This is a genomic window from Flavobacterium reichenbachii, assembly GCF_002217435.1.
Lineage (GTDB): Bacteria > Bacteroidota > Bacteroidia > Flavobacteriales > Flavobacteriaceae > Flavobacterium > Flavobacterium reichenbachii.
The window spans coordinates 48,518-63,067 of the sequence record NZ_MUHF01000010.1 but is presented as its reverse complement, the minus strand read 5'-3'; the positions used below and the strand labels follow the sequence as shown (position 1 = coordinate 63,067).

16 protein-coding genes are annotated in these 14,550 nt (G+C 33.6%); 10 read left to right on the top strand and 6 right to left on the bottom strand.

Going from position 1 to position 14,550, the window contains the following annotated elements; genetic code table 11:
• Window positions 1-154: 154 nt before the first annotated feature.
• Together B0A68_RS10320 and B0A68_RS10315 are read left to right on the top strand one after the other, a co-directional pair.
• On the top strand, window positions 155-502 hold the full coding sequence (locus tag B0A68_RS10320; protein WP_035681857.1) for a helix-turn-helix domain-containing protein: 348 nt from the start codon (window positions 155-157) through the stop codon (window positions 500-502).
• 149 nt (window positions 503-651) lie between these two features.
• Complete coding sequence (locus B0A68_RS10315; RefSeq protein WP_035681860.1) at window positions 652-1,005, top strand: helix-turn-helix transcriptional regulator; 354 nt, start codon at window positions 652-654, stop codon at window positions 1,003-1,005.
• A 76-nt stretch (window positions 1,006-1,081) separates the two neighbouring features.
• Here B0A68_RS10315 and B0A68_RS10310 read toward each other — a convergent pair whose 3' ends face one another.
• Window positions 1,082-2,341, bottom strand: coding sequence for an aspartate kinase (locus tag B0A68_RS10310; RefSeq protein ID WP_035681863.1), 1,260 nt, complete (start codon window positions 2,339-2,341; stop codon window positions 1,082-1,084).
• 162 nt (window positions 2,342-2,503) lie between these two features.
• Window positions 2,504-2,992, bottom strand: coding sequence for a GNAT family N-acetyltransferase (locus B0A68_RS10305; RefSeq protein WP_035681865.1), 489 nt, complete (start codon window positions 2,990-2,992; stop codon window positions 2,504-2,506).
• 171 nt (window positions 2,993-3,163) lie between these two features.
• On the opposite strand from B0A68_RS10305, the gene fbp reads away from it, so the two are divergent.
• Window positions 3,164-4,171 carry a class 1 fructose-bisphosphatase gene (gene fbp, locus B0A68_RS10300; protein ID WP_035681867.1) on the top strand — a complete coding sequence of 336 codons (1,008 nt, stop codon included), beginning with the start codon at window positions 3,164-3,166 and terminating at the stop codon, window positions 4,169-4,171.
• A 61-nt stretch (window positions 4,172-4,232) separates the two neighbouring features.
• On the opposite strand, the gene B0A68_RS10295 is transcribed toward fbp, so the two are convergent.
• Complete coding sequence (locus tag B0A68_RS10295) at window positions 4,233-4,664, bottom strand: TerB family tellurite resistance protein (RefSeq protein WP_035681870.1); 432 nt, start codon at window positions 4,662-4,664, stop codon at window positions 4,233-4,235.
• A 172-nt stretch (window positions 4,665-4,836) separates the two neighbouring features.
• Here B0A68_RS10295 and B0A68_RS10290 point away from each other — a divergent pair, with 172 nt between their 5' ends.
• The 4 genes from B0A68_RS10290 (at window position 4,837) to B0A68_RS10275 (ending at window position 7,929) form a co-directional block, all read left to right on the top strand.
• Window positions 4,837-5,430: a HupE/UreJ family protein gene (locus tag B0A68_RS10290; protein WP_035681871.1), complete on the top strand. Its 594-nt coding sequence runs from the start codon at window positions 4,837-4,839 to the stop codon at window positions 5,428-5,430.
• A 4-nt stretch (window positions 5,431-5,434) separates the two neighbouring features.
• The gene (locus B0A68_RS10285; RefSeq protein WP_035681874.1) at window positions 5,435-5,866 is read left to right on the top strand and encodes a deoxycytidylate deaminase; all 432 of its coding nucleotides are present in this window, start codon (window positions 5,435-5,437) and stop codon (window positions 5,864-5,866) included.
• Window positions 5,867-7,444, top strand: coding sequence for a S41 family peptidase (locus tag B0A68_RS10280; RefSeq protein ID WP_035681877.1), 1,578 nt, complete (start codon window positions 5,867-5,869; stop codon window positions 7,442-7,444).
• Between the two features lie 173 nt (window positions 7,445-7,617).
• Complete coding sequence (locus B0A68_RS10275) at window positions 7,618-7,929, top strand: hypothetical protein (RefSeq protein WP_035681880.1); 312 nt, start codon at window positions 7,618-7,620, stop codon at window positions 7,927-7,929.
• Window positions 7,930-8,064: 135 nt separating this feature from the next.
• Here the strand turns inward: B0A68_RS10275 and B0A68_RS10270 are convergent, their stop codons facing one another.
• From B0A68_RS10270 to B0A68_RS10260, 3 genes are all read right to left on the bottom strand, one after another.
• Window positions 8,065-8,670: an FAD-dependent oxidoreductase gene (locus tag B0A68_RS10270; RefSeq protein WP_035681882.1), complete on the bottom strand. Its 606-nt coding sequence runs from the start codon at window positions 8,668-8,670 to the stop codon at window positions 8,065-8,067.
• A 1-nt stretch (window position 8,671) separates the two neighbouring features.
• Window positions 8,672-8,872: a hypothetical protein gene (locus B0A68_RS10265; protein WP_035681886.1), complete on the bottom strand. Its 201-nt coding sequence runs from the start codon at window positions 8,870-8,872 to the stop codon at window positions 8,672-8,674.
• A gap of 110 nt (window positions 8,873-8,982) precedes the next feature.
• On the bottom strand, window positions 8,983-9,561 hold the full coding sequence (locus tag B0A68_RS10260; RefSeq protein ID WP_035681888.1) for a MarC family protein: 579 nt from the start codon (window positions 9,559-9,561) through the stop codon (window positions 8,983-8,985).
• A gap of 293 nt (window positions 9,562-9,854) precedes the next feature.
• On the opposite strand from B0A68_RS10260, the gene B0A68_RS10255 reads away from it, so the two are divergent.
• The 3 genes from B0A68_RS10255 (at window position 9,855) to B0A68_RS10245 (ending at window position 14,394) form a co-directional block, all read left to right on the top strand.
• On the top strand, window positions 9,855-10,424 hold the full coding sequence (locus tag B0A68_RS10255) for a DUF3109 family protein (RefSeq protein ID WP_035681891.1): 570 nt from the start codon (window positions 9,855-9,857) through the stop codon (window positions 10,422-10,424).
• A 335-nt stretch (window positions 10,425-10,759) separates the two neighbouring features.
• Window positions 10,760-11,737 carry a ribonucleotide-diphosphate reductase subunit beta gene (locus B0A68_RS10250; protein WP_035687797.1) on the top strand — a complete coding sequence of 326 codons (978 nt, stop codon included), beginning with the start codon at window positions 10,760-10,762 and terminating at the stop codon, window positions 11,735-11,737.
• 266 nt (window positions 11,738-12,003) lie between these two features.
• Window positions 12,004-14,394 carry a ribonucleoside-diphosphate reductase subunit alpha gene (locus B0A68_RS10245; protein WP_035681893.1) on the top strand — a complete coding sequence of 797 codons (2,391 nt, stop codon included), beginning with the start codon at window positions 12,004-12,006 and terminating at the stop codon, window positions 14,392-14,394.
• Window positions 14,395-14,550 lie beyond the last annotated feature (156 nt).

The following is a 14,550-nucleotide window of genomic DNA, read 5'->3' as shown; positions in this document are numbered from 1 at the left end:
ATAATTAAACTATACTCAAAATTAAGCTTTTGTAAGAAAACAATTTATTCTTTGTCAGGGTATTTTTACCCGTTTTAATTATTTTTTTGATTTTAATGAGTATTAATTTCTAATATTGTCCTCTATACTTATGTAAGTAAAAACTGAATCGTATATGAATGTCCTTATAGGTAATAAACTTAAAAAACTTAGAAAAAACAGTAATTTGTCTCAAGAAGAAATGGCTGGTTTTCTTGATATATCTCAGTCTGCTTATGCCAGAATGGAAAGTGGCGAAAGTCATTCCTGGGCAAATCATATTCTGAATATCTGCGAAATTTTTAAAATCTCACCAGAAGAATTGGTAAAACGAGATTACCCTGAAGAAAATAATCACCACCAAAAAGTGACAGAAATCTATACCGTTCAGGAATTGTCGGACAAGATTATTGAGCAGTATGAAGAACGTATAAAAGATTTAAAACAAACGATACAGGATTTAAAGGAGTATAGGGATATGTAGAAGGAAATATTTATTGTTTTTTCCAGTTTCTAATGATTAAAAAAAATAGTTTTATTGAAGTAAGTCTTAGTCGAAAATCGGTTTTTTAATGCCTAAATTCAGATTATTATAAATAATTTCTTATGTTTATATTTGTTAAAACGTTAATTATGAATGAAACTGTAGGAAATAATTTAAAAATATTACGTAAAATAAAAAACCTTTCGCAAGAGCAAGTAGCAGATCATTTAAATATATCACAATCTGCTTATGTGAGAATGGAACGCGGCGAAAGTACTTCTTGGGCAAGTCATTTTGTAAAAATCTGCCAGGTTTTTGAAATTACTCCAGAAGAGTTAGTTAAAAAAGAATTGGGAGTATCCACCTATGAAAATTTGATTGGCACGGAACGTTTAACTGAAATTGCAATGCTGAGTGTTTATAGAAAAATAATAAAGACATATGAATTGCAAATGGAAGATCTTAAAACTATAATTAAACATCTAAATAAAGGTAAAAACTAAAAAAGGCTTCACTATTAGTGAAGCCTTCCTGAGAAAATATATTTGAATTAAAATAATTGCCTTTTATAAAGAAATATTAATTAATCTCTTTAGTAACGATCTGCATCGTTTCGCGGCTTACTTGTTTTAGTAAAACTTCTTTGTTTTCTTCAACAGTTTGAGCTGCATCGTCTGTAAAGTGACGAATGGTATATAAAGTTACATTTTCGTTATAATCTACTTTGAATTTTTTCGAAAGAATAGCATTCAATTCATTAAAATTCTCAAATTTATCTTCCACACAAACAGAAAAACTAATCGCAGAGTTCTGAATTAAATTTACTTTAAGTTTAAATTCATGAAATAAGCCAAAAATCTCACTGATGTTTTCTTCCATTATAAAAGAAAAATCTATAGAAGAAAGCGAAATCAAAAGCTGGTTTCTTTTTACAATAAAACACGGATATTGCGGTTCAAGATCAACACCTTTAGAAACGCAGGTTCCTTTTAATAAAGGATTGATAAACGATTTTACATACAACGGAATTTCCTTTTTCTGAAGTGGCTGTAATGTTTTTGGGTGAATAACCGTTGCGCCGTAAAAAGCCAGTTCGATAGCTTCGCGATACGAAATCTGATTTAAAAGACTGGCATTTTCAAAATAACGCGGGTCAGCATTCATCACTCCCGGAACATCTTTCCAGATCGTTACACTTTCTGCATTTAAACAATAGGCAAAAATTCCGGCAGTATAATCGGAACCTTCACGGCCTAAAGTGGTTGTAAAATTATTTTCATCTGCACCCAGAAAACCTTGTGTGATGTTCAATATTTTTCTTGGAACATTTTTGCTGATTAGCTGTTGTGTCGTTTCCCAGTCAACTTCGGCATCTCTGTAATTTGCATTTGTTTTAATGAAATTGCGGACATCAAGCCATTGCGTCTGAATTCCCATGAAATTCATGAAATAACTCAAAATCGTTGTCGAAATCAATTCACCATAACTTACAACCTGATCGTACACAAAGTTATAGTTTGGCGATTTATTATGTGCCAAAAAATATTCCAGCTCAGTAAATTGAGCAGTAACAGCACCAAAAACTGCATGATTTTCATCCTCAAATAAATCTAATAATATTTGATTATGGTATTTTTTTATTTCCTGTACAGAAGAATTTAACTCAGACGATTTGTCAAAATAATTTTTGATTACAACTTCAAGAGCATTTGTAGTTTTTCCCATAGCCGAAACTACCAAAATCACATCTTCGTAACCTACTTTTTGTAAAACGTCATAAACGTTTTTGATTCCATCGGCATCTTTTACAGATGCGCCTCCAAATTTAAATACTCTCATTTTTAATTAATAGATTTTTAGATTTTAGATTTCAGATTCAAATCGAAATCTAGTATTTTGTTTTTTGACGCGAATTGTACAAATTTCCACTAATTTAATTCGTGCTAATTTGTGTAATTGCTTCGCCTGTTCGCTACCGCTCAAATCGTGGCTGATTTTTTTTTATAATTTTTCCAAGAACGAATTAACTCCTGCTTCATCCATTTGAACAACTTGCCAGTCTTCCAGAATTCTTGCGCCAGAATTTTTGTAAAAATTAACTGCCGGTGTGTTCCATGCTAAAACATTCCATTCTACTCTTCGAACGTTATCTTTTTTTCCTTGTTTCATGATTTCAGCATAAAGCGCAGATCCTAAACCTGTGCCGCGCATTTTTTCTTTTACAATCAGATCTTCAAGGTGTATCGTCTTTCCTTTCCAGGTAGAATATCGATAATAGTATAATGCAATTCCGACGATTTCTTTGTCTTTTAGTTCATTTTCTATTTCTGCAACAAAAACCTGAAAAAGAGGTTTTTCTCCAAATCCGTCACGCACCAAATCGTCTACAGTAATCACAACTGCATCGGGTTCTTTTTCGAATATTGCCAGCTCCTGTATTAATCCCAAAACCGATTTCATATCTTCGGGATTTCCTTTTCTAATATTCATATATTCTTAATATTAAGCGTTTATTGGCTGAAAATGTATTTATTTAGATACTAGTTTCTGTCTTTAATTAGCAAATATACAATAGTAGCAAACTAACAAAATAATTTTTAAACCATTCTCACAAAATAAGCGATATTTGTGACTTTAAATTAAAACTATAACGATATAGCAATGGAAGAACGCAATAAAACACTGGGAGAGTTTATTATTGAGAACCAAAAAGCATTTCAGTATTCGTCGGGGGAGCTTTCCCGAATTATCAACTCTATACGTTTGGCGGCAAAAGTCGTAAACTATAAAGTAAACAAAGCCGGACTCGTCGATATTATCGGTGCAGCAGGCGAACAAAACATTCAAGGTGAAGACCAGCAGAAACTAGATGTTTATGCAAACGAAGTATTTATTCAGACGTTAATAAACCGTGAGATTGTCTGTGGTATTGCTTCAGAAGAAAACGACGATTTTATAACAGTTCAGGGGAGCGACAACTGTCATAATAATAAGTACGTAATCTTAATGGATCCGCTTGACGGATCTTCAAATATTGATGTAAATGTTTCTGTGGGAACTATTTTTTCTGTTTTTAGAAGAATAACTCCAATAGGAACTCCGGTAACAAGCGAGGATTTTTTACAACCGGGAATCAATCAGGTAGCAGCAGGCTATGTAATTTATGGTACATCAACAATGCTGGTTTATACAACCGGACATGGTGTAAATGGTTTTACGCTAAATCCGGCGATTGGTACATTTTATCTTTCGCATCCGAATATGCAATTTCCAAAAGACGGACATATTTATTCTGTCAACGAAGGAAATTATGTTCATTTTCCGCAAGGCGTAAAAAATTATATTAAATATTGTCAGCGAGAAGAAGAAGACAGACCTTACACATCCAGATATATAGGAAGTTTGGTTGCCGATTTTCATCGAAATATGATTAAAGGCGGCGTCTATATTTACCCAACAAGTTCTAAAGCACCAAAAGGGAAATTAAGATTGTTATATGAATGCAATCCAATGGCTTTTATTGCAGAGCAGGCGGGAGGAAAAGCAACAGACGGTTTTGGAAGAATTATGGAAATCCAGCCGACAGAGCTTCACGAAAGAGTTCCTTTTTTCTGCGGAAGTCATAATATGGTAGAAAAGGCAGAGCAGTTTATGGCAGAAGCCCTATAAAAATAAAACCCGATAAGCTTAACTTATCGGGTTTGTTTTTTATCTAGTAAAGACTAAAATATTATTTATTCATATTTTCCATTTCGAATGAAAAAGTATCTAAATCTACTTTTTTATCTACTAAGTTTAAAGCTTTAGAAACAATATAATCTACGTTTCCTGGTGTAAAACCTAATGCTAATCCCATACGTTTCAGCATTACTTCCTGCTGGTCTCCTAAATGGTGATCTACGTGTACCATTCTTGCTAAGTCATACAAACGCTCAACACGTTGTGCATATAAATAAGGAGGGTTTATTGGGTGTTTCCAAGGATCTGTAAGGATCTCTTTGTATTCTTCTTCTGAAATTTCTAATCTTGAAGCAAGTTTGTCTAAGAAAGACTGCTCCTCGTCATTAATTTTTCCGTCAGCAAAAGCTACACGTACAATTGCAGAGAAATGACCTTTATTTCTTTGTTTGAATTCGTTATCAAATAATTCTGAAAATGACATAATTAATCGGTTTTTTATCGAGCAAAGATAAATCTTATTTTAATTTAACAAATTTAATTTTCTCATAAAATTTAACTTATTTTTCTGCGTTGTTTTTAGCACAGGGTTTTCTTTAATTTTCAAAATTAATCGTAAGTTTACAACCCCATAATCAACTAATACTATTACCGATATGTCACAATTTTGGATTTATTTTCAAATAGGATTGAAGCACGTCTTAGATATTCATGCCTACGATCACGTTCTTTTTTTAATCGCATTAACAGTACCTTATACCTTCAAGGACTGGAAACGTATTTTGCTTTTGGTTTCTGTTTTTACGATAGGTCATACCGTGGCGCTGCTGCTTTCTGTTTTTGGAATAATTGCTGTGAAAGTAAATATTGTAGAGTTTTTAATTCCGATTACGATCTTAATAACCGCATTGTACCATTTGTTTACGGCAGGAAAAGCAGCGAAGAACGATGGTGTAAATGTGATATTTTTTGTGACACTATTTTTTGGTATTATTCACGGATTAGGATTTTCTAATTATTTCAAGACAATATTAGGAGGGAGTGCAACCTCAAAATTACTACCTTTGGGTGAATTTGCGTTAGGAATCGAAGTAGCACAATTAGTTGTGGTTTTTATTGCCCTGATTATATCCTATATTGTACAAACAGTATTTCGCTTTTCAAAACGCGATTGGGCACTTGTAATGTCAGCTTTTATTATAGGAGTTGTAATTCCGATGATTATAGATAGTCCGATATGGAACAGATAAATAAATGGAAATAAAGAAATTAAATAAATACGATAAAGCTTATTTGCGAATCGCCAAAGAATGGAGCCTGCTCTCGTACTGCAAGCGTAAACAAGTTGGAGCAATTATCGTAAAAGACAGAATGATCATTTCTGACGGATACAATGGTACACCGTCTGGTTTTGAAAATTGCTGCGAAGATGAAGACGGATTAACACGCTGGGATGTACTGCACGCAGAAGCCAATGCTATCTTAAAAGTAGCCCGCTCGACACAATCCTGCGAAGGAGCGACATTGTACATTACACTTTCGCCTTGTAAAGATTGCAGTAAATTAATTCATCAATCCGGGATAAAAAGAGTGGTTTACCATAATGGATATCGTGATGATTCCGGACTTGAGTTTTTAATAAAAGCAGGTATTGAAGTAGAATATATTCCTGATTTAGAAGAGTAAATGAAATTTAACTCAAAATATTTTCCTATAGTTATAGGAGCAGCTCTTGCTCTTGGCATCGTTCTCGGAAGCTTAATGAATGCTCCCGTAGATGATCAGCTTTTGGCTAAAAATTACTCGAAAACCAAACTGAATAAATTAATTGATTTTATCAATAATGAATATGTTGACAGTATCAATACAGATTCAATCGTAAACCTTACTGTAGATAATATTCTTTCTAAGTTAGATCCGCATTCTGTTTATATACCACCAACAGAACAAGCAGAAGTTGCAGAAAGCATGAAAGGAGATTTCGTCGGAATCGGAATCAATTTTTATATGTATAAAGATTCTGTTGCTGTTATAAAACCTATCGAAAACGGCCCTTCGGCAAAAGCGGGATTAAAATCGGGAGATCGAATTTTATTTGCCGGAAAAACAAAATTATTTGGCAGAAAACTGCCTTCAGACAGCTTGTTTTCAAAATTAAAAGGATTACAAGGATCTGAAATCGAATTGACTGTTTTCAGAAAATCAGAACAAAAGAAATTGAAGTTTAAAATTAAAAGAGATATTATACCTATTAAGAGTGTAGATGCTTCTCTTTTATTAAATAGTAAAACAGGCTTTATAAAAATTAACCGTTTTGCAGAAACTACTTTTGCTGAATTTAAAACTGGTTTAACAAGGTTAAAGCAAAAAGGAATAGAATCGCTTGTAATTGACCTTCGGGATAATGGTGGCGGCTATATGGAAGAAGCAGTTGCTATTGCAGATGAATTCTTAAAAGACAAACAACTGATTGTTTTTACTAAAAATAAAAATGGCAATACAGAGAAAACATTTGCGACTAAAGCCGGTAGTTTTGAGACAGGAAAAGTATATGTTTTAATTAATGAAAACAGCGCATCTGCCAGCGAAATTCTTGCCGGAGCGCTGCAGGATAACGACAGAGGCACAATTGTGGGGCGCCGTTCTTTTGGAAAAGGTCTGGTACAGCGTGAAATGGATTTTAATGACGGTTCAGCAGTTCGATTGACAGTAGCTCGTTATTATACACCAACAGGAAGATCTATTCAGAAACCTTATAAAAAAGGAAACGAAGAATATTATAAAGAATCTGAAGGCCGCATTAAATCTGGAGAGCTTTATGCCAAAGACAGTATAAAAGTTGCCGATTCTTTAAAATTTAAAACTCCAAAAGGTAAAATCGTTTATGGCGGAGGCGGGATCGTTCCAGATGTTTTTGTGCCGATGGAAGCAGAGCATGGTAATGAAAACGTCGCTTATTTACTCCAGACAGGTATTGTAGGACATTTTGTTTTTGAAGAGCTGGATAAAAATAGAGATGCATTTTCGGGAGTACATTTTAATGAATTCCTGACGAAGATGAAAAACTCGGATGCTTATTTTAAAAAGTTCAAAAACTATATAGCAATAACTGGTTTAGATTTAAAACTAGATACTACTAAGGCTTTGGTAAATCGATATATTACAGCCGAATTTGCTAGACAATTGTATGGTGAATTGTATTACTACGATGTTGTCCTTAAAGACGATGCTATGATTAAAGCCATTTTAAATCCGAAAAAATAATTCACGTATTAAAATATTAATAATTTTTTAAATCAGGATATAATAAATCTTCTGCTAATCTTTGCGAGATTTGTGCTGATTAGTTTTGCAGTGTGGCAAGACAATTGTATATAATATTAAGTGAATTTTACGTAGTACTTCGTAAACTTTGCGATTAAATAATAAATCAAAATATGAAAAATTTAAAAAAAATTGGTGCATTGATCATTTTAATGACGTTTGTGATTTCTTGTGCCTGTACTAAAGGCAAAAATGCCGTTACAGGAAAAGTAGAGTCTATAGAAAATGGTAAAGATGGTTACACAGCCAAAATCAACACAGATAAAAATGAAGTTTATTTTGCTACAGTAAGCATAGTAAATGTAGGCGGACCTGAAAACTATAAAAGATTTAAAGAAGGTGATGAGGTTTCTGTAACAGGAGAAATCTGGAAAGCTGAAAACGAAAACCATATTAAGGTTACCAAGATCGTTTCTGTAAAATAGTTGTTAAGCATATAATTTTTAAAGTAATAAAACTTTAAAAAAGAAAACCATATAACTTATATAAGTTCATTTAATATGCGTAATGCATTATATTGACTTATATAACTTATATGGTTTAATAATTTTATAGCGAGTTTATCGAATGCTATCGTGGGAGTGAGTCTGAACGCCATTATTCCATAAAGTAAGGATATCTGTGGCAACAGCGGCACCGCTTCCGGCTGCAATTGCCAATTGACTTCTCCATCCTGCTAAAGTTCCAATAACATAAATGCCCTCAGCAACTTTGTGATCCTCGTTTTTAAGCTGAATACGCTGCTTTTCTGGAAGTGCTTTTTTGTGAGGTTCGATATATTGCATTAAACCTTCAATATTAAAAGTATTGGCAGAACCAATTCCGATAACAATAATTTTTGCTTTGTATAAGTTTTTGTTTGTTCTTACACTGAATAAAGGGAATGAGCTTCCAATGCTAAGTACCTTCTCATTTGATATTTGATTAATGTGCGGATAACTTTCGGCTAAGTCCTGCGTGCTTTCTGTAAGCAAGTCAGATCCTAATTTGCCTGGCGTTATTCCATAAGCATTGTAGAAAATTGCCTCTTGTAAAGAAGAATTTTTTTGATGTGTAAAAATCCCGATTTTTTTATCGCTGACAAAAGGTTTGTTTTTTGCAGAACCTAGAACGAGTGCACAAGACATGCCTGAAACTCCTCCGCCGATAATCAAAACATCAAACATATTATCTGCCGTTTGTTTTTTCTTCGATTTTTTTAGAAATTCTAAAAATTAAAAGGATCAAAACAGCACAAAATGAAGCGGCGATTCCAATTAGAGCAACACCACTATCTCCCTTAAAAGGGTTTGTGAAGTCTAGCTGTGTAACATTAAAAACGATCAAGGCTAATGCTAGAAGTACTAATATTGAAGTAAAAATTTTCATAGTGATTATTTTTGTTTTGTCTAAAATAATAAAGTAAAACCTCGAGATGTAAAATTATCTTAAAGTTGAATTTTAGAAATTTTGAGGAGGTAAAAGTATAAAATTAAATGCTAGACGAATAATCCTTTAACATTAGCGGCGAATAATTTAACAGCAATTGCCAAAAGGATCACTCCAAATGTCTTGCGGACTACTCCAAGGCCGTTTTCTCCCAATAAAGTTTCGATTTTTTTAGATGATTTCAATACCACATAAACCAGAATTATATTTAATAATATGGCGATTATAATGTTTATAGTATGAAATTGTGATCGAAGCGAAAGTAAAGTGGTCATTGTTCCTGCTCCGGCAATTAATGGAAATGCCAAAGGTACAATAGAAGCAGACCCTGGTTCTTCGTCACGATAAATCCGAATTCCTAATATCATTTCCAAAGCCAGGAAGAAAAGCACAAAGGAACCTGCAACAGCAAACGAATGTACATCTATGCCAATGAGGTTTAGCAGACCTTCTCCGACAAATAGGAAAACAATCATGATCATTCCGGCAACAATAGAGGCTTTTTCAGATTCTATGTGGCCGACCTTTGCTCTTAAATTTACAATAATTGGAATTGAACCAACAATATCAATTACAGCAAAAAGAACCATTCCTACAGTGATAATTTCCTTAAAGTCAATTTCTAACATGCTCTTGTTTATTAAGTTTAAAAGATGTGCAAAGGTAGATAATAAAGTTAGGTGTTTTTTCAATAGAATGTATTATTGTTATAAAAACACGTTTTGAATATTAAAAAAGTGATATTTGTAACAATTATCGTTTCTGATGCAGAGTTTCGCAAAGTATTCAGTGAAAGATTCACAAAGTATAAATGGTAAAAGAGATTTAAAATTTGATTATTCTCTGCGAATCTTTACGGTAAATTTTTTATCTACTTTCTTTGACTATCTTTGCGCTTTAATAAACTAAGCATTTTTAGGTCATGTTTCAATTAGGTAAAACGATTATTTCTGAGGATATTCTTGAAAAAGAATTTGTGTGCAACTTATCAGCTTGTAAAGGTGCGTGTTGTGTAGATGGTGATGCCGGAGCGCCTTTGAGCGAAGCAGAAACTAAAATAATGGAAGAAATTTATCCAAAAGTGAAACCTTTTTTACGAAAAGAAGGAATTGCGGCTATTGAAGCTCAGGGAACATGGGTAAAAGGAACCGACGGTGATCTTGAAACACCTTTAATTGATGAGAAAGATTGTGCTTACGTTATTTTTGACGGAAAAACTGCGCTTTGCGGTATTGAGCAAGCTTATAATCAAGGTATTGTAGATTGGAAAAAACCAGTTTCCTGTCATTTATATCCAATACGCGTAAAAGACTTTACTGAATTTGCAGCAGTGAATTATGATAAATGGGATATATGTGACGATGCCTGTTCTTTAGGCAAAGAATTAGAAGTTCCGGTTTATAAATTTGTCAAAGAAGCGTTAGTTCGACGTTTTGGAGAAGACTGGTATATGGAACTCGAAAAAGTTGCCGAAGAACTAAAAAAATCATAAAAAAACAGCCTTTAATTTAATACTTTTTTCTGGTCTTTTTTAGCTCTAAAAAATAAATTTTTACCTCAAAAAAAAACTTTTAAAAACAAGTAAAAATTACTTGCATTTTATTTTAAAAAGTCTATATTTTACAGCCCTTCTGGTCAAAATAACCATTTTAAATTACTCATTTACAACAAATTAATTATTGTCTGAAAAATATAGCATTTTTTGTGCGTTGTTAAAAACTACGTCAGATTGTGAATAAGTTTGAGTTTGATTTTTGGCAGTAATTGCCAATCTTTGTAGTCAGCTTAATGAACACAAATTCAATAAGAAAATTAAACAAAATTGTCATGTCGCAAATAGAGCCAATCTTACAAGAAAATAAAAATCGTTTCGTTATTTTTCCTATTAAACACCATGATATTTGGGAATGGTATAAAAAGATGGAGGCCAGTTTCTGGACTGCAGAAGAAATTGATTTGCATCAGGACTTGACAGACTGGAATAATAAGCTAAGCGACGACGAAAGATATTTCATTAAACACATATTAGCATTCTTTGCAGCTTCTGACGGAATTGTGAATGAAAACTTAGCGGAGAACTTTGTAAATGAAGTTCAATATGCTGAAGCAAAGTTTTTCTATGGTTTCCAGATTATGATGGAAAACATTCACAGCGAAACTTATTCTCTTCTAATTGATACTTACGTTAAAGATGAAGCAGAAAAAGCGGAATTGTTTAATGCTTTGGAAGTTTTTCCTGCAATTGGTAAAAAAGCAGAATGGGCTCTAAAATGGATCGAGTCAGATTCGTTTGCAGAAAGACTTATTGCTTTTGCAGCGGTTGAAGGAATCTTTTTCTCTGGTGCTTTCTGTTCAATTTACTGGCTGAAAAAACGTGGTTTAATGCCAGGTTTAACTTTTTCTAATGAGTTGATTTCTCGTGACGAAGGCGTGCATTGTGATTTTGCAGTTCATTTGCACAATCACCATTTAGTAAACAAAGTTCCAAAAGACAGAATTAAAGATATTATTGTTGATGCTTTAAATATTGAAAGAGAGTTTGTAACAGAATCTCTTCCGGTAAGTTTAATTGGGATGAATGCTGCTTTAATGACACAATATCTGGAATTTGTTGCAGATAGATTATTAGTAGAATTAGGCTGCGAACGTGTTTATGGATCAGCGAATCCGTTTGATTTCATGGACATGATTTCTCTTCAGGGAAAAACTAATTTCTTTGAAAAACGTGTTGCAGAGTATCAGAAATCAGGTGTGATGAACACAGACAGCGATGCTCAGAAAATTTCATTCGATGCAGATTTTTAGAACACAAAAATAATTTCAGCATTTACTCTTCAAGAGATGCAGAAATAAAGATTAAACAAATTTTTTTAGGTTGAATCTCTTTCCCAAATCGTAGATTCAAATAGCAATTTTAAACGTATTTAAATTCATTTTTCGAATTTGAAACGGGTAACTATTGAGAATGATGTAATTCTCAAAAAATAATTAAAAAACACGCAATGTTTAAGTGCTGGAATTCGTTTTCTAGTGACTTTAATTTTTTCAATAACATTAAAAATAGTAAGCTTATGTATGTAGTAAAAAGAGATGGCCACAAAGAGCCCGTAATGTTTGATAAGATTACAGAAAGAATCAAAAAATTGTGTTACGGCTTGAATGAGCTTGTAGATCCTGTTAAGGTAGCCATGAGAGTTATCGAAGGATTGTATGATGGGGTTTCTACTTCTGAACTTGATAATCTTGCAGCAGAAACTGCGGCTTCTATGACAATTGCGCATCCAGATTATGCTCAATTAGCAGCGCGCGTGGCGATTTCAAATCTACACTCTAATACCAAAAAATCGTTTTCAGAAACGATGAAAGATATGTATAACTACGTTAACCCAAGAAATGGACAAGAAGCACCATTACTTTCTGACGAAGTTTTTAATGTAATTCAGGAAAACTCAGAGTTTTTGGATTCGCATATCATTTACACAAGAGATTTTAATTACGATTACTTTGGTTTTAAAACTTTAGAGCGTTCTTATCTTCTTAAAATAAACGGGAAAATCGTAGAAAGACCGCAACATATGTTGATGCGTGTTTCGGTTGGTATTCACCTTGATGATTTAAAATCGGTAATTGAAACGTACGATTTAATGTCTAAAAAGTTCTTTACGCACGCAACGCCAACGTTGTTTAATGCAGGAACTCCAAAGCCACAAATGTCTTCTTGTTTCCTTTTGGCAATGCAGGACGATAGTATTGATGGTATTTACGATACATTAAAACAAACGGCTAAAATCTCGCAGTCAGCGGGAGGAATTGGTCTTTCTATTCATAACGTTCGTGCAACCGGATCTTATATTCGCGGTACAAACGGTACTTCAAACGGAATTGTTCCGATGTTGAGAGTGTTTAACGATACAGCTCGTTATGTAGATCAAGGCGGTGGAAAACGTAAAGGAAGTTTTGCAATTTACATCGAAACATGGCATGCCGATATCTTCGAATTCTTAGATTTAAAGAAAAACACTGGAAAAGAAGAAATGCGTGCGAGAGATTTATTCTTTGCGATGTGGACTTCAGATTTATTTATGAAACGTGTTCAGGAAGATGCAAGCTGGACTTTAATGTGTCCTAACGAATGTCCGGGATTATACGATGTTTACGGAGAAGAATTCGAAGCAATGTATTTGGATTATGAATTTAGAGGAAAAGGAAGAAAAACAATCCGTGCTCGTGAATTGTGGGAGAAAATCCTAGAATCTCAAATCGAAACCGGAACACCATATATGTTGTATAAGGATGCAGCAAACCGTAAATCGAATCATAAGAATTTAGGAACAATTCGTTCTTCAAACTTGTGTACAGAGATTATGGAGTACACATCTAAAGATGAAATTGCAGTTTGTAACCTGGCTTCTATTTCGTTGCCAATGTTTATTGATAACGGAAAATTTGATCACCAAGCACTTTACACAGTTACAAAACGTGTAACACGTAACTTAAACAAAGTAATCGACAGAAATTACTATCCTGTAAAAGAAGCTGAAAATTCTAACTTACGCCACCGTCCGGTTGGTTTAGGTGTACAAGGTTTAGCAGATGCTTTTATTATGCTTCGTATGCCTTTTACAAGTGATGAAGCTAAAAAATTAAACCAGGAAATTTTCGAAACATTATACTTTGCAGCTGTAACCGCTTCTATGGAAATGGCAAAAGAAGAAGGACCGTATTCTACATTTGAAGGTTCTCCAATGTCTAAAGGAGAATTTCAATACAACATGTGGGGAATGAAAGATGAAGAGTTATCAGGTCGTTGGGACTGGGCTTCATTAAGAAAAGAAGTAGTAGAACACGGAGTTCGTAACTCATTGCTAGTTGCGCCAATGCCAACTGCATCGACTTCACAAATTTTAGGAAACAACGAAGCTTTTGAACCATATACATCAAACATTTACACACGTCGTGTATTGTCTGGAGAATTTATCGTAGTAAACAAACACCTACTGCACGATTTAGTAGAAAGAGGTTTGTGGAATGAAACGTTGAAACAAGAAATCATGCGTCATAACGGATCTGTTCAAAATATTGATGTGATTCCGCAAGATTTAAAAGAACTATACAAAACAGTTTGGGAAATGTCGATGAAAGATATTATCGATATGTCTCGTCAAAGAGGATATTTTATTGATCAATCACAATCATTGAATTTGTTCATGCAAGATGCAAACTATTCTAAACTTACGTCAATGCACTTCTACGCTTGGCAGTCAGGTTTGAAAACAGGAATGTATTACCTAAGAACAAAATCTGCGGTTGATGCAATTAAATTTACATTAAACAACGATAAAAAAGAAGAAACACCAACTTTAGTTGCAGAAACGGAAGAAATCAGTGTTGAGGATTATAAAGCAATGCTTTTAAAAGCACAAGCTGCAGATCCTGAAGATTGTGAGATGTGTGGGTCTTAATTTTTCTTAGAAGAAAGAGAATAGAATAAAGAGAAAAGATTTATTCTGAATTTATAGAAAGCAGTTATTGTAAGGATAGCTGCTTTTTTTATTGTAGTATGAAAAGAACGGATAAATCTCCGCGAGAAGCTATTTTAACATAGCCCGTGGTTTCAA